General features: G+C 43.8%; 22 protein-coding genes and 1 riboswitch. Of the genes, 16 read left to right on the top strand and 6 right to left on the bottom strand.

Annotated features, from left to right (window positions below; all coding sequences use genetic code 11):
• Positions 1-85: 85 nt before the first annotated feature.
• The 4 genes from R7F67_RS05845 (at position 86) to dapD (ending at position 3,932) form a co-directional block, all read left to right on the top strand.
• Positions 86-385: a YebG family protein gene (locus R7F67_RS05845; RefSeq protein ID WP_005380208.1), complete on the top strand. Its 300-nt coding sequence runs from the start codon at positions 86-88 to the stop codon at positions 383-385.
• 156 nt (positions 386-541) lie between these two features.
• Positions 542-617: riboswitch (Fluoride riboswitch) on the top strand.
• Positions 618-876: 259 nt separating this feature from the next.
• Positions 877-1,569, top strand: a complete 693-nt coding sequence (locus tag R7F67_RS05840; RefSeq protein ID WP_258475970.1) for an iron-sulfur cluster assembly scaffold protein — start codon at positions 877-879, stop codon at positions 1,567-1,569.
• Between the two features lie 23 nt (positions 1,570-1,592).
• Positions 1,593-2,576: a GGGtGRT protein gene (locus R7F67_RS05835; protein WP_053349836.1), complete on the top strand. Its 984-nt coding sequence runs from the start codon at positions 1,593-1,595 to the stop codon at positions 2,574-2,576.
• A 324-nt stretch (positions 2,577-2,900) separates the two neighbouring features.
• Positions 2,901-3,932 carry a 2,3,4,5-tetrahydropyridine-2,6-dicarboxylate N-succinyltransferase gene (dapD, locus tag R7F67_RS05830; protein ID WP_005391708.1) on the top strand — a complete coding sequence of 344 codons (1,032 nt, stop codon included), beginning with the start codon at positions 2,901-2,903 and terminating at the stop codon, positions 3,930-3,932.
• Positions 3,933-4,002: 70 nt separating this feature from the next.
• Here dapD and glpQ read toward each other — a convergent pair whose 3' ends face one another.
• Together glpQ and glpT are read right to left on the bottom strand one after the other, a co-directional pair.
• Positions 4,003-5,058, bottom strand: coding sequence for a glycerophosphodiester phosphodiesterase (gene glpQ, locus R7F67_RS05825; protein ID WP_318057098.1), 1,056 nt, complete (start codon positions 5,056-5,058; stop codon positions 4,003-4,005).
• Between the two features lie 56 nt (positions 5,059-5,114).
• Entirely contained in the window at positions 5,115-6,479 is a 1,365-nt protein-coding gene (gene glpT / locus R7F67_RS05820) for a glycerol-3-phosphate transporter (protein WP_005380199.1), read from the bottom strand.
• Between the two features lie 896 nt (positions 6,480-7,375).
• Here glpT and R7F67_RS05815 point away from each other — a divergent pair.
• From R7F67_RS05815 to R7F67_RS05795, 5 genes are all read left to right on the top strand, one after another.
• Positions 7,376-8,230: an MIP/aquaporin family protein gene (locus tag R7F67_RS05815; protein ID WP_005380195.1), complete on the top strand. Its 855-nt coding sequence runs from the start codon at positions 7,376-7,378 to the stop codon at positions 8,228-8,230.
• 59 nt (positions 8,231-8,289) lie between these two features.
• Positions 8,290-9,807, top strand: a complete 1,518-nt coding sequence (gene glpK, locus R7F67_RS05810; RefSeq protein ID WP_005380193.1) for a glycerol kinase GlpK — start codon at positions 8,290-8,292, stop codon at positions 9,805-9,807.
• A gap of 159 nt (positions 9,808-9,966) precedes the next feature.
• A complete protein-coding gene (locus tag R7F67_RS05805) occupies positions 9,967-10,758 on the top strand; it encodes a DeoR/GlpR family transcriptional regulator (RefSeq protein WP_005380192.1) in 792 nt (263 codons plus the stop codon).
• Positions 10,759-10,934: 176 nt separating this feature from the next.
• A complete protein-coding gene (gene glpD / locus R7F67_RS05800; RefSeq protein WP_017636005.1) occupies positions 10,935-12,494 on the top strand; it encodes a glycerol-3-phosphate dehydrogenase in 1,560 nt (519 codons plus the stop codon).
• Positions 12,495-12,769: 275 nt separating this feature from the next.
• Positions 12,770-13,723 (top strand): CorA family divalent cation transporter, encoded by a 954-nt coding sequence (locus R7F67_RS05795; RefSeq protein WP_005391702.1) that lies wholly within the window; start codon positions 12,770-12,772, stop codon positions 13,721-13,723.
• A gap of 73 nt (positions 13,724-13,796) precedes the next feature.
• On the opposite strand, the gene R7F67_RS05790 is transcribed toward R7F67_RS05795, so the two are convergent.
• On the bottom strand, positions 13,797-14,981 hold the full coding sequence (locus tag R7F67_RS05790; protein ID WP_017820437.1) for an NnrS family protein: 1,185 nt from the start codon (positions 14,979-14,981) through the stop codon (positions 13,797-13,799).
• A 182-nt stretch (positions 14,982-15,163) separates the two neighbouring features.
• Here R7F67_RS05790 and R7F67_RS05785 point away from each other — a divergent pair, with 182 nt between their 5' ends.
• Positions 15,164-15,715 carry a gamma-glutamylcyclotransferase family protein gene (locus R7F67_RS05785; RefSeq protein WP_025768214.1) on the top strand — a complete coding sequence of 184 codons (552 nt, stop codon included), beginning with the start codon at positions 15,164-15,166 and terminating at the stop codon, positions 15,713-15,715.
• 38 nt (positions 15,716-15,753) lie between these two features.
• Here R7F67_RS05785 and R7F67_RS05780 read toward each other — a convergent pair whose 3' ends face one another.
• Positions 15,754-16,341: an outer membrane beta-barrel protein gene (locus R7F67_RS05780; RefSeq protein WP_213901502.1), complete on the bottom strand. Its 588-nt coding sequence runs from the start codon at positions 16,339-16,341 to the stop codon at positions 15,754-15,756.
• A 427-nt stretch (positions 16,342-16,768) separates the two neighbouring features.
• On the opposite strand from R7F67_RS05780, the gene ebgR reads away from it, so the two are divergent.
• Positions 16,769-17,755, top strand: a complete 987-nt coding sequence (gene ebgR / locus R7F67_RS05775) for a transcriptional regulator EbgR (protein WP_213891860.1) — start codon at positions 16,769-16,771, stop codon at positions 17,753-17,755.
• Positions 17,756-17,927: 172 nt separating this feature from the next.
• Here ebgR and R7F67_RS05770 read toward each other — a convergent pair whose 3' ends face one another.
• Entirely contained in the window at positions 17,928-18,845 is a 918-nt protein-coding gene (locus R7F67_RS05770) for a LysR family transcriptional regulator (protein ID WP_005380171.1), read from the bottom strand.
• A 112-nt stretch (positions 18,846-18,957) separates the two neighbouring features.
• On the opposite strand from R7F67_RS05770, the gene chrA reads away from it, so the two are divergent.
• Positions 18,958-20,097 carry a chromate efflux transporter gene (gene chrA, locus R7F67_RS05765; protein ID WP_213872698.1) on the top strand — a complete coding sequence of 380 codons (1,140 nt, stop codon included), beginning with the start codon at positions 18,958-18,960 and terminating at the stop codon, positions 20,095-20,097.
• Between the two features lie 123 nt (positions 20,098-20,220).
• On the opposite strand, the gene R7F67_RS05760 is transcribed toward chrA, so the two are convergent.
• On the bottom strand, positions 20,221-20,865 hold the full coding sequence (locus tag R7F67_RS05760) for a helix-turn-helix transcriptional regulator (protein ID WP_005380169.1): 645 nt from the start codon (positions 20,863-20,865) through the stop codon (positions 20,221-20,223).
• 568 nt (positions 20,866-21,433) lie between these two features.
• On the opposite strand from R7F67_RS05760, the gene R7F67_RS05755 reads away from it, so the two are divergent.
• From R7F67_RS05755 to R7F67_RS05740, 4 genes are read left to right on the top strand one after another with little or no spacing between them, the layout of a single operon-like run.
• Positions 21,434-22,363: a hypothetical protein gene (locus R7F67_RS05755; RefSeq protein WP_005391691.1), complete on the top strand. Its 930-nt coding sequence runs from the start codon at positions 21,434-21,436 to the stop codon at positions 22,361-22,363.
• 20 nt (positions 22,364-22,383) lie between these two features.
• Positions 22,384-22,707, top strand: a complete 324-nt coding sequence (locus tag R7F67_RS05750; protein ID WP_005380167.1) for a hypothetical protein — start codon at positions 22,384-22,386, stop codon at positions 22,705-22,707.
• A gap of 5 nt (positions 22,708-22,712) precedes the next feature.
• Positions 22,713-23,390 (top strand): C39 family peptidase, encoded by a 678-nt coding sequence (locus R7F67_RS05745; RefSeq protein WP_033905563.1) that lies wholly within the window; start codon positions 22,713-22,715, stop codon positions 23,388-23,390.
• Between the two features lie 54 nt (positions 23,391-23,444).
• Positions 23,445-24,011 carry a hypothetical protein gene (locus R7F67_RS05740; RefSeq protein ID WP_005380163.1) on the top strand — a complete coding sequence of 189 codons (567 nt, stop codon included), beginning with the start codon at positions 23,445-23,447 and terminating at the stop codon, positions 24,009-24,011.
• Positions 24,012-24,135: the final 124 nt, after the last annotated feature.

Raw genomic sequence — 24,135 nt, 5'->3', positions numbered from 1 at the left:
CTCATTCTGAGGCTTGTCGCTAGACTTGATTGGTCAAAAACTGTATAAAAAGCCAGTATCAATACACCAAATTAGGGGACCAACCATGGCTGTAATCGTCAAGTACGTGGTAGAACGCAATGGAGAAGAGAAAATGACTTTTACCTCTAAAGCGGAAGCTGACGCATACGACAAAATGCTGGATATGGCAGACGAGTTATTCTCACTGCTGGGTAAAAGTGAACTTCTAGAAGACGAAGGTAAGCAAGAAGATCTTGCAATGTTCCTTGCGCAAAACAAAGAAGAAGTGCTTTACGCTCTTGGTGCAAAACGTAAACCTGCACCAAAAAAAGCAAAGAAGCTTGAAGCTGTTGAAGAAGATAGCGAGCAAGAAGACGCTGCATAAGCCTCTTATTTGTTTAGAAAAAACGTCGCATTATGCGGCGTTTTTTTATTCCTTCCGTTTATCTCCATATATCTCTGAGAATATAAAGAACCGATTTAATATCCCAAATTGCTCTAAATTTCATGTTGCGGATTAGTGTGACTTAGATCTAGTCTAAATGGGTCCGGTGATGGGGTGCCACCGGAATCGAAAGATTCGAACCGCTGTTAAAGCTAATGACTCCTACAGAAACGAAAACAGGTCAGCCCTGTTGGAAGTGCTTTCGCTTATGTTGTGAAAGCGAGAGTTCTGTAGTGAGCAATTCAACTCTTCTCCAACCCCGCTCCTGTTTTCTCAAAAATTAAAAAGATATCCAAAATAGTTGTTAACTCAACAAGGCGACAAACGCATGAACCTCCTGAACATAGTTTTCTATTTGATGGAGCGAATAAGAGCAGTCAACGCCGTTGAGACTGACAAATAGGCTGGATATCGTACACTGGGAAAACATTATGCAATATTCACACGAAATCCAATCAATGTGCCCGATTCAACGCGGCGAGCTTCATGCATCTGCACCGATCCCTGTTGAAGGCGCAATGATCAATCCAAAAGACGTTATCGCGATTTCTGGTCTTAGCCACGGCGTTGGCGCTTGTGCTCCTCAACAAGGTGCAGCAAAACTGACTCTTAACATCAAAAACGGCATCATCGAAGAAGCTTTGATCGAAACGATCGGCTGTTCAGGCATGACTCAATCAGCCGCGATGGCCGCAGAAATTCTAACAGGCAAAACCATTCTGGAAGCACTGAATACCGACTTGGTATGTGATGCTATCAACGTCGCGATGCGCGAAATCTTCCTTCAATTTGTTTACGGTCGTACTCAATCTGCTTTCTCTGAAGGTGGCTTGGAAATTGGTGCGGCACTGGAAGACCTCGGTCAAACTCAACGCAGCCAAGTGGGTACTAGCTACTCAACCAAAGCAAAAGGCGTGCGTTACATGGAATTGGCTGAAGGCTACGTAACAAAACTCGCACTAGACGAAAACAAAGAAGTGATTGGTTACCAATATCTCAACCTAGGCAAGATGATGAAAGCCATCAACGAAGGCGTATCTGCAGCAGAAGCCGCAGACAAAGCAACGGGGACTTACGGTCGTTTTGACGAAGCCGTATCTACCATCAACCCACGCCAAAAATAATTGCCACCAAGAGGAAAGAGATTATGAACACTCCAATTACTGAATCTGTACGTCGCACATTAGACGAAATGCAACTTTCTTCTCTGGAAGAGGCTTACCAATACTGTATGGATCGTGGTATCGACCCTAAAGCGCTGGTGATGGACACTCAACCTATCGCGTTTGAAAGCGCTGCCGATGCCTACACACTGGGTACTGCTTTGGCGATTTTCCGCGGTGCAAAAACAGCAGAAGAAGCTGCAAACATCATCGGTGAAGGCCTTCAAGCCTGCACAAAACCTGGCAGCGTCGCAGAGCAACGCCAAGTGGGTATCGGTCACGGTGCATTGGCGGCTCGTCTACTGAATGAAGAAAGTGGCTGTTTCGCTTTCCTTGCCGGTCATGAGTCATTCGCAGCGGCAGAAGGCGCAATCAAAATCGCATTGAACGTCAACAAATCACGCAAAAATCCGTTGAAAGTGATCCTGAACGGTTTGGGTAAAGACGCCGCTTACCTAATCTCACGCATCAATGGTTTCACTTACGTACGTACTCAATACAACTACCAAACTGGTGAGTTAGTGGAAGTAGAACGTCGCCGTTTCTCCCAAGGTCCACGTGGTGAGATCCTTTGCTACGGTGCAGACGATGTGCGTGAAGGCTTGGCTATCATGCATAAAGAACAAGTGGATGTGAGCATCACAGGTAACTCAACCAACCCGACTCGCTTCCAACACCCTGTAGCAGGTATCTACAAAGCGGAACGTAACCGTGAAGGCATGCCTTACTTCTCAGTTGCATCAGGTGGTGGTACTGGTCGTACTCTACACCCGGATAATGTGGCGGCAGGTCCTGCATCCTACGGTATGACCGATACCATGGGTCGCATGCACGCCGATGCGCAATTCGCGGGTAGCTCTTCAGTACCTGCACACGTAGCAATGATGGGCTTCATCGGTATGGGCAATAATCCAATGGTAGGTGCAACGGTTGCACTTGCAGTAGAGGTCGGTGAGCTAAGCCTCTAAGTCGATTTATCGCTTTACTACCCAAAGCCAGTAAATCCAACAAACCCAGTGTAGGGGGAGTGACTTCGGTCCTCCCCTTATTTTTTGCGATGCTCCCTTCTCCCACTTCACTGTGTCTCTGCCCAAAATCGGTCTGATAAGGCTTTTGCGACACATTTCTCATCAGACAAACATATCTCTAAAAAGACAAAAGGTATCCATCTACGGACTTTCTCCATTTCCCCTCTTTAAACTCCCCAATACTCTCTTTATGATGACTGACAACTTAATTATTTCTTGTCAGTGAACAGACGAGACACAAGACTCAACACATGGAGATCAACTATGGCTTTCTTCTCTCTAGCCTTTGGTACGGCAACTAAAAACCGCGACGGCAAAATCATCGAAGCGTTTTTCCCAAACCCAGTTCTTAACCCAAGCGAAGCGCTTGTTAACGCACTAGCAGCAGTAGCAGGTTACGAGCAAGGCAACCAAGCTATCGAGATCTCTGCAGCACAAAGCGCAGAACTGGCAGCAGCATTTGAAGCAAACGGCGATGCGGCAAACGCATCTTTCGCAGCAAAAGCAGCAGAATCAGCACAACCACTTGTACTGGTTATCCTTGCAACTGACGAGCAGCCACAAAGCGTTGCTGAAGGTTTCCTAAAACTTCAACTTATCTCTAACCGCCTAGTTCAACCGCACGGCACGGTACTAGACGGCATCTTCGGTCTACTACACAACATCGCATGGACTAACGAAGGCCCAATCGACTTACCTGAACTAGCAGAGCGTCAAATCGAAGCTCGCCTAGCGGGTCGTGCACTAAGCGTAGATTGTGTAGACAAGTTCCCTAAAATGGTGGACTACGTGGTACCAACTGGCGTTCGTATCGCTGACACTTCTCGCGTACGTCTTGGCGCACACGTTGGCGAAGGCACAACGGTAATGCACGAAGGCTTCATCAACTTCAACGCAGGTACAACTGGCGTGAGCATGGTTGAAGGTCGTATCTCTGCTGGTGTAGTGGTTGGTAACGGCTCTGACATCGGCGGCGGCGCATCTATCATGGGTACGCTATCTGGCGGCGGTAAAGTTGTGGTTTCTATCGGCGAAAACTCTCTACTAGGCGCGAACGCAGGTCTTGGTTTCCCAATGGGTGACCGTTGTACTATCGAATCAGGTCTATACGTAACTGCTGGTTCTAAAGTACGTATGCTAGATTCTGCTGGCCAAGAAGTAGAAGTAGTGAAAGCACGCGATCTTGCTGGTGTTTCTGACCTACTATTCCGTCGTAACTCTGTAACAGGTCAAATCGAGTGTCTTGCAAACAAGAGCGCGGTTGAACTGAACAGCGAACTGCATAAAAACAACTAATAAATAGTTAAGAAAAATCCCCCAGCAGGAAACTGTTGGGGGATTTTTTAGCTTAAAGAAAAATGCGTGATTACTGATTTAAAAAGCTGACCGCTTTATCTGGGAAATCAGTAAACAAACCATCCACTTTTACTTGGTTGTAGTACACATCCATCATGCCTTCAAAGCTGTCAGTGTACGCTGGAATGCGTCCTGGATCGGCGCGGAACGTGTATGGATGCACTTGCAAGCCAGCGTCTTTTGCAGCCTTCATCAACGGCTTGATGATGATATTGTCTTTGGTTGACTTATCATCCACCAGCATCGGCTTCCAAGGTCCAATTCCTTCCGCGTAACTCGCTACTTTCTTCATTCCGTCGGCTTCGAACATCCAGTCATAACTGTATGGTGTTGCCTTGTCGCCTTTGTACACCATAGTTTCGTTCCAGTCCGTGTAAGCCATAAGCTGAACGAGCTTTAAGTCCATATCCATTGCAGGCATGAGTTCATTGTTGATGCGTTGAAGTTCATTCGCATCAAAACATTGAAGGTAGACTTTGTCGTCTTGAGAGCCGTAACCGTACTGCTTCAAGACTTTAAGTACTGCTTTAGAAATGTCCTTACCTTCATGACGATGGAACCAAGGCGCTTTAATTTCTGGGTAAATACCGATGTCATAACCCAGCGTTTTGTTTAAGCCTTGGATCAGCTCAATCTCTTCAGCAAACGTCGGCACGGTGAAGTCAGATTTCCACATAGGGAATCGGGTTGGATAGCCCGCTACTTTGTTGCCTTTCTCATCGATGTTGAACCCTTCGGTAACTCGCAAGGATTTGATTTCCGCCAGAGTGAAATCAATCGCGTAATAACGACCATCTTTACGTGCACGATCAGGAAAACGCTCCGCAACATCCGTTACGCGATCGAGATAATGGTCATGCAACACGACCAACTGGTCGTCTTTCGTCATTACCACATCTTGCTCTATGTAGTCAGGTTTCATTGCGTAAGCAAGTGCTTTGGCTTCTAGCGTGTGCTCAGGCAAGTAGCCCGATGCGCCACGGTGCGCAATGACAAGCGGCTTCGCAATCGCACCAGCAGAGAGGCTAAGTGCTAAAAAAGTAAGACATACTGACTTTGTTTTCATTGTTATTTCCTTGATAAAGCGAAGAGGCAGTATTCCACTGCCTCTTTAAATAAATATTACGCTAGCGCTTCCTTCTCGCGCTCTTTTTGCTCGTGGTGCGCACGTTCACCTAAGAAGGCGTACATCAAACACACGATAGAAGTAATACAAGAACCCACTAAGATGATAAAGCCACCATCCCAGCCAAAGTGGTCTACGGTGTAGCCCAAAATCGCGTTTGCGGCAACTGCCCCACCCAGGTATCCAAACAAACCAGTAAGACCAGCGGCAGTACCTGCGGCTTTCTTCGGAGCGAGTTCAAGTGCGTACAAACCGATCAGCATAACCGGACCATAGATTAGGAAGCCAATTGCAATAAGCGCCATCATATCTACTGTTGGGTTGCCCGCAGGGTTAAACCAATAAACCATCACTGCAACTGTCACTAGCACCATAAATAAGATACCAGCAGGTGCACGACGACCTTTGAACAATTTGTCAGAGATCCAACCACACAATAGTGTTCCTGGAATGCCAGCCCATTCGTATAAGAAATAAGCCCATGACGATTTATCTACCGAGAAATCCTTCGCTTCTTTTAGGTAAACAGGTGCCCAGTCCAGTACGCCGTAACGAATTAGGTAAACAAATGCGTTTGCAATTGCAATCGACCAAAGAAGTTTGTTGTTGAAGACGTATTTGAAGAAGATTTCCTTCGCTGTCATTTCTTGTTCATGGGACTTGTCATAGTCATCTGGGTAATCGTCTTTGTATTCTTCAATAGGAGGCAGACCACAAGACTGAGGGGTATCGCGAACCGTCATCCAAACAAACACAGCAACCAACGTGGCGAAAAATGCAGGAACATAAAATGCAGTGCGCCAATCATCGTTAAATGCCCACAGGCCAAGAATAAATAGTGGACCAATCAAGCCACCACCCACGTTGTGCGCCACGTTCCAAACCGAAACGATCTCACCACGCTCTTTACGTGACCACCAGTGCACCATGGTTCGGCCACAAGCAGGCCACCCCATCCCTTGGAACCAACCGTTCAAGAAAAGCAAAATGAACATCGCAGTGACGCTACCAGTCGCCCATGGCATAAAGCCAAAGCAAAACATCACTAATGCAGACATCAATAGGCCGCCACTAAGGAAATAGCGAGGGTTGGAGCGGTCTGAAACGCTGCCCATTAGAAACTTAGAGAGACCATATGCAATGGAAACAGCTGCCAGGGCGACACCTAAGTCTCCGCGGCTAAAGCCTTGCTCGATAAGATAAGGCATCGCCAAACTGAAGTTTTTACGAACTAGATAGTAACCGGCGTAGCCAACAAAGATACCGATAAAGAGTTGCCAACGGAGGCGAGAGTAGGTGCTATCGATGCTGCCAGGGGACAGACGATCAATGTGCGCCTTAGGTTTGAATATTCCAAACATAGGAACCTCATTATTTTGTATGCGATGGTAAAAACACAAAAGGAGCGAACGAAACAAAATAAATCTTCGTTCGAAAGTTCATGAATTGTATGGAGTTAGGATTTTATTTCTGTGACAAATGTTGCACATGGATTAAATATAAGTAAATACAGTAAATTATATGAGCATTAATTAGATCATCGTTCAACTTTACTCAAGATTCGTTAATATGAAACTGATATTCAAACCTCTCACTTGAGCATTCCAATTCGAAACCTTTGAAACAAAGGCTCGAATTAGAACATAAACTAACCGTAAAAAGGGCGATTTACGCCTGCCCTACTCGCTCCGAACCAACTAATAACTAAAAAGCTGAAAAACGATCACGTTTAGCATCAAACGAAATAAAAAAAACAATTTTTATTTGAATACAAGCCGAAGCAATGATTCACAAACACAAGACATTAACAGCGTTTATTCTCTTCTCAACTCATCCTATTGGTATCAATGGGATGACGATTTTTTCTAAAAGTCCAAACATGACTGCGTATTTTTTATATCACTGCTAGCCCTTGATACATTTGACATCCTCCTACTCCTTTAGGGTTAACTGCTACACAAGTTCTGTGTAATAAATCTCCAAGCACGTAGCAGCTTCACAAAACTCCTCTTACCAGTTGTGCATTCTTTTTCACATCGGTAATTTGAGCGCTCTCAACACTGGCCTCGTGACAAATAATTTATTTTCGTTGTGTTCTTTTCCGGTTAAAAGATGCGCCATTTAACAAAAACGAAGACTTTGATTAACAAATTTATGCTCAAACGCTCATTTTTAACGCTCGTTTGTTTTCGCAAACGTTTATATATGCACAATAGTATCGTGCTAGACAGGCAAAAATGATCAAAGGACTTTTAACATGACAACGAACAAACACCCCTCTCTGCTCGGAGAATGTTTGGCCGAGTTTATCGGTACAGGACTACTTATTTTCTTCGGCGTAGGCTGTGTTGCAGCCTTAGTTCTAACAGGCGCATCATTTGGACAATGGGAAATCAGTATTGTATGGGGCTTCGGTGTCGCCATCGCTATTTACTGTACGGCTGGCGTCTCTGGTGCACACATCAACCCTGCCGTTACCATCGCACTTGCTATGTTCCATGGTTTTGATAAGGCGAAAGTGGTGCCATACATTATCGCTCAAATGCTTGGGGCATTCTGTTCTGCTGCATTGGTATACAGCTTATACAGCAACCTTTTCACCGACTACGAAATCGCTCATAACTTCGTTCGCAGCAGCCAAGATGCACTAGCAACTGCTGGTATCTTCTCAACCTATCCGCATGCCTCCCTCTCTTTCTTTGGTGCTTTTGCTGTGGAATTCGTTATCACTGCTGTGCTGATGTTTGCGATTCTGGCTCTGGGCGATGAAAATAACGGCGCGGCACGTGGCGCAATGAACCCTCTATTGATCGGTATTTTGATTGCCGTCATCGGTGGTTCACTTGGCCCACTAACAGGCTTTGCGATGAACCCTGCTCGTGACTTTGGACCAAAGCTGTTCGCTTACTTCGCAGGTTGGGATTACGCTCTGACAGGTGCAAAAGACATTCCTTACTTTATCGTGCCTTTACTTGCTCCGATTGCAGGTGCGTGTTTTGGTGGTTGGTTGTATCCAAAAGCGATTGCAGCTTACCTTCCACAACAAGGCCACGGTTGCACGATTCCAAACCAATGTGAGACGGAAGAAGAAACAGAAGAAGCTAGAGCTTAAAACTGACGTAACTCGAACATTTACTAAAATATAAATAACGAAACAAAAGGATTCTTACCATGACTGAGCAAAAATACATTGTTGCCCTAGACCAAGGTACAACAAGCTCTCGCGCAGTGATTCTTGATCACGATGCGAACATCGTAAGCGTCGCGCAACGCGAATTTACTCAGATTTATCCAGAAGCTGGTTGGGTTGAACATGATCCAATGGAGATCTGGGCAACACAAAGCTCTACCTTAGTAGAAGCTCTAGCTAAGTCTGGTATCCGTAGCGACCAATTAGCGGCTATCGGTATTACTAACCAGCGTGAAACGACCATCGTCTGGAATAAAGAAACAGGTAAACCCGTTTACAATGCGATCGTATGGCAATGTCGCCGTACTGCTGATATCTGTGAAGATTTAAAAGCACGCGGTCTCGAAAACTATGTACGTGACAACACTGGTTTGGTGCTTGACCCTTACTTCTCCGGTACCAAAGTTAAATGGATTCTGGACAATGTTGAAGGCGCACGAGAAGACGCAGAAGCAGGTAAGCTGCTGTTTGGTACTGTCGATACTTGGTTAGTTTGGAAGATGACTCAAGGTCGCGTTCACGTAACCGACTACACTAACGCATCGCGTACCATGCTGTTTAACATCAACGATCTATGTTGGGATCAAAAAATGTTAGATGAGCTTGGCATCCCAGCATCTATGATGCCAGAAGTGAAGCGCTCATCGGAAATTTACGGTAAAACCAACATCGGTGGTAAAGGCGGTACTCGTATTCCTATTTCTGGAATCGCAGGTGACCAACAAGCGGCGCTTTACGGCCAAATGTGTGTTGAAGCGGGTCAAGCGAAAAACACTTACGGTACGGGTTGTTTCTTGCTAATGAATACTGGCCAAGAAAAAGTCACTTCGACACATGGCCTTCTAACTACTTTGGCTTGTGGTCCTGCAGGCGAACCAGCTTATGCACTTGAAGGCGCCGTATTCATGGGTGGAGCTTCTATCCAATGGCTACGCGATGAATTGAAAATCCTAAACGGTGCAGAAGACTCTGAATACTTCGCGACAAAAGTGGATACATCAAACGGCGTTTATGTCGTGCCTGCATTTACTGGTTTAGGCGCTCCATACTGGGATGCCTACGCACGTGGCACGATTGTCGGCCTTACTCGCGGTGTGAATTCAAACCATATCATCCGTGCAACATTGGAAGGCATCGCTTATCAAACTCGTGACGTACTGGATGCGATGCAAGCTGACTCAGGCATTAAGCTTGCGAACCTTCGCGTCGATGGTGGTGCAGTAGCGAACAACTTCCTCATGCAATTCCAATCCGATGTATTGAACACAGAAGTACACCGCCCTCAAGTAACTGAGGTTACCGCTCTTGGTGCAGCCTACCTTGCCGGCCTTGCAGTTGGTTACTGGGATAGCATTGATGAGTTGCAGAATAAAGCGGTACTTGATCGCACCTTTGAGCCACACGATGATGAAGAAAAACGCAATCGTCGTTACAAGGGTTGGAAGCGTGCAGTGAAATGTGCACAAACCTGGTCTGAACTTCACGACGAAGAAGATTAATCTCATCTCCATAAGAAAAAAAGAGCGCCATTTGTGCGCTCTTTTTGCGCTTTATCCCCGATTCCTGAACTCGCTTACTTCTCACAACGAGCAAATTCGAGCACAATAGAGCTTCGAATTTGAAGCATTGGCCGTTACCAATGCACAAGGGAGTGGTAAGTGAAGCAAATACCTCGACACCAGCAGATTGTTGAGCTGGTGAAAAAACAAGGCTATGTCAGCACGGATGAGTTGGTAGAAAGATTCAATGTTAGCCCACAAACCATCCGACGCGATCTCAATGAACTCGCCGATGACAACAAAATTCGTCGTTATCACGGTGGAGCCACTATTCCTCTCAGTTCTGAAAACACATCTTACAACACGCGTAAAGCGCTCAACTTCAATGAAAAAGATGTCATTGCAGACGAGGTAGTCAAACACATTCCAGATGGTGCCACACTATTTATCGATATCGGCACCACACCAGAAGCAGTTGCGCGAGCGCTCAATAAAAATCATAAACAGTTGCGTGTTGTCACCAACAACATCAATGTTGCGACCATTCTTTTCCCTAACCCTGAAATCAAAGTCATCTTAGCGGGTGGAGAAGTCCGCAGCAGAGACGGCGGTATTGTTGGCGAGGCTACCCTCGATTTCGTTAAACAGTTCCGTCTCGACTTTGGTATTCTCGGCATTAGCGGTATCGACTTCGATGGCTCGCTATTAGACTTTGATTACCACGAAGTCCGGGTAAAACAAGCGATCATTGACAATAGCCGTAGTGTATTTCTTGCCGTAGACCACACCAAGTTCGGGCGCAATGCTATGGTGAAACTAGGCAATATTGCACAGCTCAACATGATCTTTACCAATAAGCAGCCACCAGAAGAAATCTTGTCAATTTTGAAGGAAGCTTCTATCCCACTTGAAGTGGTTGAAGCTAACGAATCAAACTCCGAAAACGAGTAACGTCAATCGTATAATTCCCCCTCAAATGACCTCTGTCTTAATTAGACAGAGGTTTTTTTGTGTCTAAATCACACAAAACGCTCACAAACGAAAATAATAGATGATCACAAACGAAACCTGAGCTAGGATTACATTATGTTCCAAAATGCTCGTTCGCTCACCAAGAGGTCAAATTTATGAGTATACAAAATAATGCTTCCACTACTAGCTCATCCACTACCTTAGACTTGATCGTAATCGGTGGCGGCATTAACGGAGCTGGTATTGCGGCAGACGCAGCAGGCCGAGGTTTGAGTGTTGGCTTATATGAAGCAAATGACTTCGCATCTGCGACTTCTTCAGCAAGTTCTAAACTGATACACGGCGGTTTACGCTACCTTGAACACTACGAGTTTCGTTTAGTTTCGGAAGCGCTCGCAGAGCGTGAGGTTATTCTTCGTAAAGCACCACACGTCGCACTACCAATGCGTTTCCGTTTACCGCATCGCCCATTCCTACGCCCAGCTTGGATGATTCGTTGTGGCCTTTTCCTTTACGATAACTTGGGTAAACGTACGACGCTGCAAGGCAGTAAAACCGTCAACCTTGCGAAATCTGGCTTGCTAAAACCAGAAATGAAAACGGGTTTCGAATACTCTGACTGTTGGGTTGATGATGCGCGTTTAGTATTACTGAACGTTCTTGCGGCTCGCGAAAACCATGCTGAAGTGCGTAACTACTGCCGCGTGGAAAAAGCACACCGTGAAGGTGGTATCTGGCACGTTACTATTCACGATGTGATGACAGACCAACGTTTCGAACGTAAAGCGAAAGCGTTAGTCAATGCAGCGGGGCCTTGGGTAAAACAGTTCTTTGATGATGGATTAGAGCAAGCCTCTCCTCGTAACATTCGCTTAATCAAAGGCTCGCACATCGTTGTTCCTCGTATCCACAACGAACCGCAAGCCTACATCCTTCAAAACAAAGACAATCGCATCGTATTTATGATTCCTTACTTAGATAAGTTCTCAATCATTGGTACAACAGATGTGGAATACAAAGGTGACCCTCGCGAAGTGTCGATCTCAGATGACGAAGTCGATTACCTCATTGATATCGTAAACCAACACTTTGTCCACCAGTTGACTCGCGAAGATGTAGTTTGGACATACAGTGGTGTTCGTCCTTTATGTGACGATGAATCTGACTCTCCGCAAGCAATCACACGAGACTACACGCTAGAGCTCGATGCGGAATACGACCATGCACCTCTGCTTTCTGTTTTTGGTGGTAAGTTAACGACCTACCGTAAGTTAGGTGAAGCAGCAATGAAAAAGCTAGCTCCGTTCCTACCTGAAATGGGTAAAGACTGGACTGCCAACCAAACCCTTCCTGGTGGTAACTTCAGCTGTAGTCGTGAACAATTAGCTAAACAAATTCACGCTAAATACACCTGGGCGCCAGAAGCATTGATTCTTCGTTATGTCACACAGTTTGGTACCCAAACGTGGAACTTAATGGAAGGTACAACAAGTGAAGCTGACTTAGGACAAACGTTCTCGGCACAAGCAGGTGGTGTTTACCAACGTGAGATCGATTACTTAATGAACCATGAAATGGCAATGACCGATGAAGACATTTTATGGCGCCGTACTAAGCTTGGTCTTTACATGAACGAGGAAGAAAAACAGGCCTTAACGGACTATTTAAAGAAAAAGCTACAACAGAAAGTGGTTAATCTTTCTCAAGTTGGCTAACAGCTCCCCTCCCTCCCCCACAATAAAGCCTGCTTAGTTGCAGGCTTTTTGTTTTGTTGTTTAAGCACAACACCTTGGTGCGCTCCACTCGATTGCAAATAAGAACAACTATTCATAGACATTTGGCGTTAAATACAATCATACTCATTTGAAAAATAATGCATCAATGACTTCAGAGTACCGTACTCAGAGTATTGCCTCTGTTTGGCAATGCAATTCTCGCGAAAGAAGTATCTTGAGGTTATTTTGGTATCGGCTCAAACAAGGAAAAGAAAATGGGTTTTATGATTGAACATTGGGACTTCTCAACCCCAGAAGCAACTCAACAATCCACCACGGCAGAGCAAATTCAAGCTAAGCATTGGTACCATTGCGAACGGCTGCATCCTGATATTCGTGGTTGGCTGGAGCAGAACCAAGTACCTCGAGCTACGGTTGATCATCTATTAGCCGACGAAAGCCGACCATCTTTCCATCCTTTGGATGACGAGAACTTCATGTTGATTTTACGAGGCGTCAATATGAACGGCAATGCATCACCAGAAGATATGCTTAGTATTCGAATTCTCTACTTTCAAGGCGCACTCATTTCAACTCGTAAAATTCCATCACGCGCGATCATGGAGATTCGCCAAGCATTAGCGGAACACAAAGGCCCAAAAAGTCTTGCCAGTTTACTTCATCAGATCATTGAAGGATTAAACAGTAAAATAGACATTTACCTTGATACGATTGAAGAAACACTAAACCAGTTCGATGTGAATGATGAGTCGACGTACAAACATATGGCTACTCAAAAAGCACTGATTTCTATCAAGCGTTTTATTCGCCCTCAGCAGTACGCTATCCGTGATCTTGTGGAGTCAGAATCAGAATTGATTGCTTTGAGACCTCATCAATATCGCTTCGCACACAATAATATTACGCGCATAAATGAAACACTTGAGTTTTATCTTGGAGAAGTGGCGCTTTTCCAAGAAGAGATCAAACATCATCGTGATGAGAAAACCAATAAAAACAGTTATCTGTTTACTTTGGTAGCAACGATTTTTCTACCAACCAGCTTCTTAACAGGTTTACTCGGCATCAATGTTGGTGGAATGCCAGGTGTGGAATCCACCATGGCATTCACCTGGTTCTGCATCGCCTTAATTGTCATTTTTGGTCTAGAGTGGTGGCTATTTAAACGATTGGGGCTCACGAATAAAGCGGACGACGAAGACGAATAAACACTAAACCTATAAAGAACAAAAACCAAAAGAGGAGCACGCGGCTCCTCTTTTCTCTACTCACATTAGAATCTTATCCGGGGTGACCATCCACACGAGGGGTCACAAGCATCACACCAAAGCGCCACACAAATAGCCCAAACGCAACAATCCATAATCCGCCGCTGATATCAATCCACAGCATCATGTTCGCTGGGTCAAAGATCACGGCGAAACTGCGAACCAAAGCTGCCGCGGTAATCGCTGCAAACGCAAGGCTCATGTTTGGTCCTTTGTAGATCATGCGACCAGTATGTCCCATCGTCACCCGTGCAATCATCGCTAAAATCAAACCGCCTAACGCACCTATCGCAAACAGGTGAATGAGGTTATGGCTGGCAAATGCATCTCCCCAGACGCCTCGCAAAATTAAGCTTAGTGGTAAACACAAATACGCAGCATGCAGCGACCACACTAAAGGCTCGCTCAGGGTTAACCAAGGTTTCCAGCGAACAAAACGCACCAACTGAGCAACACCTGCAAACAACATCAAAGGACTACCTAGTTCTGCAAACGTCACAGGGAAAAAGCTCAGCACAAATAGCATTACCAACGGCAAATTCGCGAGCCACTCTAACCAAGCCAATGGTTGCGCTTTTTCGAAATTAAATCGACGCGCAGTAAAAAATGGAATCACACGTCCGCCCATCACTGACAACAGCAAGGTAAACCACCACAGCATTGCTTGCCACACCGCTGAAGAGCTAAAGGGCGGCATACCTTTTATCGTTGCGTAGCTTGCAAAGTTCGCAAAGATGGCCAAAAGAAACAGTGGAACGAAAAACAAATTACGCCAACCTTTGGCTCGATACACACGAATGCCCACCTCATAGGCGACAAACAGTAAAAATACCGCTTCGATACTGCTGGTTAACCATAACGGTGCTGGTGTCCAAAGCAATATGCGGGGCACTAACCACAAGCCAAATAAAGCCAGAAGCATGTAATGCTTGGTACCATTAATGCCAGTCCAGTTTTGTACCGCGGTCAGTACAAAGCCAACTACAATGGCCATTGAAAAACCGAACAACATTTCATGTACGTGCCACCACAATGCAGGCACGGCCAATGCGCTTGGCGGCCCACTTTGGAACATCCACACCCATAACGCAATCGCAACAATGGCGTAAATCGACCCAAACAGAAAAAACGGCCGAAAGCCTAATCGCAGCCATGCGGGGATTTTTTCTTCTACTTTTTTATCGGTGATATTCAGCATTATCTTGCCCTCAAGCGTCTCTCGATGCTGGTTAACTCAACTACATATTGATGCTACCATAAACATGTATAAAAAATACATGTTTATAATTAAGATTATACTTAAGAGGTAAAGTTGTGCTTCAGATGCGGGTTAGGTATAAACATGAGAGGCACAACTATCAGTTAAGGGATGCAACGACAATGTACATATTTGGCTATGGCAGTTTGATTAATTCTGCGTCGCGTAAGTTAACCGGACAAACGGGAGAAGCCATTCCCGTCATAGCACATGGGTTGGTTCGCTACTGGGGGAAGATTGACGACAGCTACAGCCTCTCTCCATTAGTGGTGAACCAAGGCGATGGACAGGTTAATGGCGTTTTACTCGAAGTAAATGAAGAAGCGCTCGCAGAATTCGACCGCCGTGAGCGAGGTTATCATCGTATTCAACTTCAGCCAGATCAAATCGAAACAGATGCGAGTTTTAACCAAGAACATGACATTTGGGTTTACGTAAAAGACGAGCCACTACCACCATGCGAAAAGAGCCCAATCATGCAAAGTTATGTTGATACCGTACTGGCAGGTTGCTTGGAAGTTTCCCACGCGTTTGCAGAGCATTTTGTGCGTCACACCATTGGCTGGCAACACGCGAAAGAAAATGACCGCCACCAACCCAAATATGGCAACCTTGCAGGCGTACAAGATCACCATTATGAGTTGATTGATAATCTAATAAAAAAAGGAGCCTAACGGCTCCTTTTTAGTATCTATGTTTTGCTTACGCGATCTTAAAACTTGTAATCAACGCCAACGTACAGGCTGTCAAAATCAAAATCTTCGCTGCCACCGTTTTCGGCATCAATACTTACCGAAGAAGCACGGTAGCCACCAGATACAACCAAACCTGAAGAAAACTCATAACCAGCCTCAACACCGTAGTTAAAGCCTACATCACGACCATCATCGGTAACAGTGCTAGATGATTTCACTTCATAAGAAACACTCATTACACCAAGGCCAGCAATCGCACCAACATAGAAGCCTGTACCTGCAAATTGGTATTTAGGCTTCGCATTGAAATTGAACGCAGAAGCATCAACACTAAATTTAACCGGCCACCCCATGTAAGAAAATGTTTCTTCAAAGTCGCCAAAGTATATGTACTCACCTTCAAAAGCTAGTTTGAAGTTTTCTGAATATTGAAGCTCTTTACCTACAGCAAGGCTAAGACCTGTCGCAGAAAAATCTTTTGACAAGCTTTTAACTTTAAGATCTGAATTTACCAAATCAGCACCAACATACCAGTTACCTTTTGCTTGAACTGATGCTGAAGCAACCACTGCACCTAAAGCCAATAATGGCAATACTTTTTTCATTATAATTTCCTAATTTTTCATACTGTTAGACAGCTTTTAAAAGCGCGGAGATTATAAATAGAGTTGAATACTTTCCTATTGATTTGTTTATAAAATGAGACACAAAACATAAACATGAACAATAAAACGTTTGCTTGATTAAACTCTAAACAGCTCGAGTCCTATTAAGTACTAGAGTTACCACAAGTAGCAAGTTTCCAAACCAGTCGCGTTTTTCAGTATTTTTACAGCAATATAATCCTTACGTTTACGGCTTTATTTATTACTCAATAGAGTGTATTTCATGAAAACAAGTTGGCTTGATATGCTGATTTAAAGTGTTTAGGACTGTCTTACTAAAGGTTTGTGCATCTCTAAGTAGCTGTTTAAAATAGTCAGATTATTGAGCTCACACTTGGGCAGTGAGCAGTGCCGACGGGAAATTTACATGGCAAAGCTAAAAGATATCGCCATTGAAGCGGGCGTCTCACTTGCAACCGTATCGCGGGTTTTGAACAACGACCCAACGTTGAGCGTTAAAGAAGAAACCAAATACCGCATTTTGGAAATTGCAGAAAAACTGGAGTACCGCACCAGTAGCTCGAAGAAAGGCATCAAAGAAGCTAAGCAAAAACATCACTTTTTAGCCTTATATAACTACAAACAAGAAACAGAGGTAAATGACCCTTACTACTTATCAATTCGTCATGGGATTGAAACGCAATGCGACAAATTAGGTATTACGCTAACCAATTGCTATAACAGTGAAATTGATGTTGAAACGAAAAAGATAACAGGTGTCCTTTTAGTCGGAAATGTCGACCAAAAGGTAGTAGATAAATTACCTAAACGTCTAGCCGATAGCATCTGCTACATAAACTTTTCAGATCCAACCTGCCCTTATGATTGCGTTGATGTCGACCTTATTCGAATCAGTAGGCAAGTAGTTGATTTCTTTGTACAACGAGGCTACCGCCGCATCGGTTATATTGGCGGTCAAAACAAGCCCGACGCAGCTGACACTCGTGAAAATGTGTTTTTGGACTATGGCTATCTAAAAGGCGTGGTCGCAGAACAAGATATACACTATTGTGCCTGCTCTAGTTTGTCCGGTTATAACTTAGCGAAAGAGATGCTAGCCAAAGGTGACTTCCCGAAAGCAGTATTCATTGATTCAGACTCCATCGCGATTGGCATAGTACGTGCAATCCATGAATTTGGCTTAAAGATACCAGAGGATATTACGTTGATTAGTATGAATGATATTCCTACTGCTCGCTTTACCTTTCCGCCGTTGTCTACAATTCGTATTCACTCTGAGTTGATGGGAACTCAGGGAGTGAACTTACTGGTGGAAAAATACCGAGATGGACGCTTACAACCTCTTCATGTATACGTGCAAACAGAGCTTAAACTACGTGGTACAACTCAATGATACCTTTTCCATTAATCTCTTTTATGAATTAAATCTGGAACATCCCCCCCCCCAACCAAAGACACTCATTTTGCTCAATCAGTACTGTTTCGGTATAACGCCGATAACTCAGCGGGTAGTAAGAAGTTCAACAACAAATAACTCTAAGCACCATGAATGCCCCAAATGTTTATCATTTAGAGGTGATGGTCGAAGAAACCAACTCGCGTAGCCAAATGCCTTTGTCTTCATTGTTTCGGCTGGAATGCCACAGCATGGCAATATCAAAATCCGCAACGGCGATCGGCGGCTTAACGGTAACGAGATCGTCCGAAAAGCCCTCCGCCAATGCCATTTTTTCTGGCACGATGGCAATGAGATCGCGTTTTTTCAATAGATGCCGAATAGTGAGAAAGTTGCGCGACGCCACGGTGACTTTGCGGCTCAAACCATGTTCTGCAAGCTTTTGGTCTACTTGTGTCTTTAAGCTCCCATCGGGACTTACCAGAGCTTGCTCTATGTTCGCGAACGCTTCCAGAGACAGCTGTGTTTCCCCTTGCAATACCTGTTTATCACACATGCACACGTGCTTTTCGGTGTACAAGTACAAGCTCTCAAAGTTGTCATCCAACACCGGCATGCTGCCAATAATGACATCGAGCTTTTCGTGCTCAGTTAATGCCACGTAGTTGCTACGATTGACGTTAATAAAACTGATCTGCGCCTCTGGGGCGCGCTGGCGTATTTCGTCATAAAGCCGAGGAGCAAAGATAAACTCGGCATAATCCGTTAACCCGATGCGACATACACCCGCGTAATTTTCAGGTTGGAAGGCAGACTTAGTGAGCAAGTCTTTGGCGATAGAATCCAACAAGTGATGCACAGTTGGCGCGATGTGGTGAGCGTGCTCGGTGGGCTCCATCTTGTGCCCTTTTCGCTCAAAAAGCGGGTCGTCAAACAACAACCTTAAACGAGACAAACTATGACTCATCGCCGACTGGCTAACGTAACTTTTCTCTGCCGCGACGCTAACGCTTCGATAGCGATACAAGTAGGAAAACGTCACCAATAAGTTCAAGTCAATGTTGCGCCACTGAATGTCCTCTTTCACTCCAACATCCTCATCCCATTTCATTCATAGATGAAATTAAAATCATCAATTTGAGTCATTTTAGAGCATTCGATAAATTAGCAACAATGCTTTTTAGATAAACAGGCTCGACATGTTCACCATATTCAAAACTTTTTTCTGGCTGGGTTGGTTCAGCTTCGGCGGCCCGGCGGCTCATATTGGTTATTTTCGCCAAACCTTTGTTGAGAAACTGAAATGGCTTGATGACAGCGAGTACGCGCAAATTGTCGCGCTCAGTCAGTTTTTGCCGGGACCGGGCTCAAGCCAAGTTGGCTTTGCTTTAGGCTATAAACGTGGCGGTTTAGGTGGCGCATGCGCAGCATTTGTCGGATTCACGCTTCCTTCAGTGGTCATCATGTTGGCGCTGGCGATGGTGAGCAGCCAAATCACCGACACCGCAGTGTTCCAAAACATCGTTCACGGCCTAAAACTGCTCGCAGTCGTCGTCGTGGCGGATGCGACTTGGGGCATGTACAAAAACTTCTGCCAAAGTAAACTGACCGCGGGTTTGTGCGTCGCGACTGCGATTGCGTTGCTGGTGGCACCAAGCATCATGACGCAAATGTTCGTGTTGATCGCAGCAGGTTTTGTCGGAATGCGATATCTGAAGAAAGACTCCGCGCCATCAGCCGAGCCGTTTAAACCGTCTATCGCGCCATTAGCTCTATTTGCGATGCTTTTACTCGGCTTACCGTTAGTGGCTCATACGTTACCTTTGCTTGGGCTGTTTAGTGATTTTTTCCAAGCTGGTAGCTTAGTGTTTGGTGGCGGTCATGTGGTTCTGCCGCTTCTGCAAAACATTGTTGGCGACCAGCTCAGCCAAGATGCATTTTTAACAGGCTACGCCGCTGCACAAGCTGTACCGGGGCCAATGTTCACCTTTGCTACTTTTATCGGTTATGAGCTTTCGGATACGCCAATTTTAGGCGCTCTGATCGCAACGCTTGGCGTATTCCTCCCTGGGTTTCTTTTACTACTTGGCGTTCTTAAGAACTGGCAAGCACTGGCAGGCAAACCGCTGGTCTCCGGCGCCATCAACGGTGTAAATGCCTCGGTAGTAGGGTTACTACTCGCGGCACTTTACCAGCCAGTATTTAGCAGCGCAGTTGTTGCTCCCATCGACATGGCGTTAGTGATTGCGGGTTTCTATCTACACAAAAAGCTCAACCTTTCGGTACTATGGATGATCGTGTTTTTTGTGGCAGCAGGCCTTGTCACGGGCATGATGTAGCCTGCTGATACGCCAACTATTGAATCTAGATAAACCACGGGCACTCAAATACGAGTGCCCTTGCTTAGATTAGATAGTGAAAACGGAACAGACCCCGATAAAAAGAGCATCATAAATTATGACTTAACTTCTCTCGGTTAAGCCATTGTTCATTCTTACCAACTTAACTGCATCATGACGAGAATGGACATCGAGTTTTTTGTACAACTTGTATATATGGCTTTTCACTGTACTTTCAGATAAAAAAAGTCTTGAAGCAATTTGTTGATTTGAAATGCCGTACACAAGTAGCTCTAGAATCTGTTTTTCTCTGCATGTTAACTCATCATGCTGCTGTTCTTCGGACAAATTTGCATGCCGATAATTGAGGACTAACTTCTCTAGGTACATTCTTGGTAGCCACAACCCACCTTTCAGTACGTATTCCGCGCCATCACATATATGTGTCACTGATGCACTTCGGAGCAAAATTCCTTTTAACAACTTCCAATGCAGTAAGTCCGTTTGTACTTTTTCACAAGGGACGTTGTGAAGCATAAAGGACCACCCAAATAGATCAAAATCTGGTAACTTTCCTTGTACTTCAAGCTGACGCATAAAATCGTAATCAATAAACATCAAATCGATACTGAGTGAGTGACTTCTGAACACCACTTCATCTGGTTGCATTATCTTTACATCGACATCATGAATGGAAGACAGCTGTTTTTTTATTAAGTTACTTTGTAAATTACTCTCAGCTAGCAGTATCAAGTGCTTCTTTTCCATAGTCCCACCACATTAACTTACCTGTTTCACCAACCCCCGTTAGAAAATTAATTGGAGGCAGCAAAGAGAATTTATCTTCATTTTAAGTAGAAAATATAGCACTTCAGAATGATATCGCATTGCTTTTCAGCACCGAAAAAGACTTAAAAAGTATGAACCTGTTGTGTTTTTATCCATACTTTTCAACCTGTGTTAGCATAAGGATATGATTTATAATATTAAATAATAAAGATAATAATTGGATAAAATGCCATTTATAAAAAATGGATGACTGCTCCGCTCAGTGCAATAGAACAAATTACTTCTTTATATTGGCTTCATTTCATACTTGATGAGTACTTAAAGTAAATACAAAAAATAACATTATGATTATGTTATTTTTTTCTTTAATACTTTAAATAGACGTACCTAAATACTCCCTTCCAGCCTGAATCATTCTCAATAATGAGAACAGCTTTCACTGATCCTTTCTTATAATTTCATCGCTTCCCACAACATTTGAAGGAAGCAGCAAGAAGTTAAGTGCAGTCATTTTTAATCAGGAATAACAGGAAATGGAGTAATCGTTATGACTCTAAACAAAACAGGGCTTGCTTTAGCAATGTCAGCAATTTTATTTAGTGGCTCTCTAATCGCGAATGAGATCGATGATGGAGACGACAACATGCAATGGACTGACAGCGCTAATACCGATATCGGTTTATCTGGCAGCTTCAATGATAACAGTGACAATAGCGCATCTCTCGGTGTTGGTGATAGCTTCAACGACAACAGCGATAATAGTGCGTCACTAGGTATTGGTCATAGCTTCAACGACAACAGCGACACTGACAACAGTGCAACTCTTGGTGTTGATGACAGCTTTAATAACAACAGCGACAACTCAAACTCGAGCACTAACACAGCTCAAAGCCACAACGACAATAGTACGTCTAACGCTAACGACAACAGTACCAGTGCTGATCTTGATGTGAGCCTAAATAGTGATAGTAGTGACTCAAGTACTAACACAAATAGAAGCCACAACGACAACAGCGACTCTAGTACTACTGTAAGACGTAGCAACAACGACAACAGTGACTCTAGTATCAACAGTAGCTTTAACGATAACAGCGATAATCGTAATCAAAGCGACAACCGTAACCAGAGTGATAACCGTAGCTACGCTGATTCAAGCACAACAAACTCGAACAGCTTTAACGACAATAGTAACTATCAAAGTGACTCGAGCTCAACAAATGTTGATAGCTTCAATCAAGTCCATATGGATACAGATATGGTTGTTGCGAGCTCAAGCCTAATGGGTGGTGTTACAGGTGCATCAGTTATTTATGCAACTAACGCGGATGATACTCGAGTTCGAGTTGAAAACATGAACACCCTTGGTGGTCTTGGTGGTGCGGCTGGTATTACTACCGTTGGTCAGAATGCTGGTTCAAATTCACTTGTACAACAATCTGTTACAACTAATGCAAGTGTGTTTACTGGGGGTGAGTAACCGACTAGTAGGAGAAAGCGATGCGTTTGGCAATCTGTACTTTGAGTATGATAGTTGCCTGCACTGCACTCGCTGATGACATTGCATTATCTGGCGGAGAAGTTAGCTTGGATATCATGAATGAATCAAGAGGTGGACAAAATGTTGAACTCGACTTGGTTTATGCAGAATCAGATATCAATGGTATTTCGTCAGATAATGTCGCGTCAAACACCGTGAGTGGTAACAATATACTATCAAGTGGAGCGTTCGCAGACAGTTCGGGTATATCCAACGTAATTCAGAACAGCGGAAACAACGTTTTAATCCAGAACTCTACCGTCGTTAACCTGACACTCAAGTAAACAATATGAAAGTATTAAATAACGTAATTTGGCTGATGCTCGTTTATTCAGCATCAGCCATTTCATTAGAACTGCTACCTTACCGAGCACATTACTCTGTTCCTGTTAAAAGCTACAAAGAAATAGTGTTCGGTGATGTTTTTCGCCAACAGTATGACTTCAGCTGTGGCTCTGCCGCCCTGGCTTCTCTTCTCACTTTTCATTATGCAACAGAGTCATCTGAACAAGATATCTTCAAAAGCATGTTTGAAAAAGGTGATAAAGAAAAAATCAAAGAGAAAGGTTTTTCTTTGTTGGATATGAAGTTTTACTTGGATTCCATAGGGTTACGTTCTGACGGCTTTCAAGTAGGATTGGAGAAAATTAAAGAAGTCGGCGTCCCTGGGATTACTCTCGTTAATTTCGATGGGTATATGCATTTTGTTGTCATCAGAGGTATAAACAATCACTCAGTTATTCTAGGAGACCCTTCTAGAGGAACCATGATAATGAAACTGGATGAGTTTGAAAAATATTACCAAGGAATTGTGTTACTGGTCCGTAACGAAGCGGAAATGGGAAGGTCTAGCTTTATAACCAATGATAATTTCACCGTATATCAAAGATCACCATTAAAAACAGGAGTGTCTAGAGATTCCTTAGGGGTATTTAGCATTACTCTCCCAGTTTCCGGTGAAAATTAATATAACATTGTTTTAAATAACTTTAAGAACTAAACAACCTGAAAGGCCTACATTATGAACTACAATAAATTTTTGTTAGTGCTTTGTATGCTAATACCTCATTTTAATGTGAATGCTAAAGATGTTGGCCTGCAAGAACTTACTCCTCTTTCAAATTTATCTTTAGAAGAATATCGAGGTGGCTTCCAAATTACGGATGAGTATATTATTAATATTGGATTAAGCATTACTACGACTATAAATGGCGATGATATTTTGAACACAAACATTGCCAACTTAGTAATTGAAAATGGTAATTTAAAAAACATTAGCGCAAATAGTGAAAATCAAAGTGGAGATATTTTCAACCAGGGTATTGTTAACATCATACAATTTGGTGAAGGAAATATTATTGGAGATGATTCTATAGATTCACCCAAAATGCCTTCGTCTCAAAATCCTAATATAATAAGTTCAGACTTTATAAATTCAAGTATTATCAATATTATTCAAAACACGAAAGATAACAGTATTATTGGACTTAGCACGCTCGTAGACATTGATGCTCAAGTAAATGGGGTAATACGGGAAATCAAAGCAAACCAACAATTAGAAGACGCCTTATTGAACCACCTTCAATGAGCATTTCCATTTTTATCTGAAAAATTGTCACGTTAAGCTTCTTTGATATTAGAAACGACTGATATCTATGATTACATACCAAAAGAAAGGTAGATATATCAATAGGCCACCATCATTTTAAGAA

It is taken from the genome of Vibrio sp. YT-17 (assembly GCF_033337375.1).
In the GTDB taxonomy this organism is placed as follows: Bacteria; Pseudomonadota; Gammaproteobacteria; order Enterobacterales; family Vibrionaceae; genus Vibrio; species Vibrio alginolyticus.
Note: the sequence above shows the minus strand (reverse complement) of the source record. Positions and strands in the feature narration are given on the sequence as shown.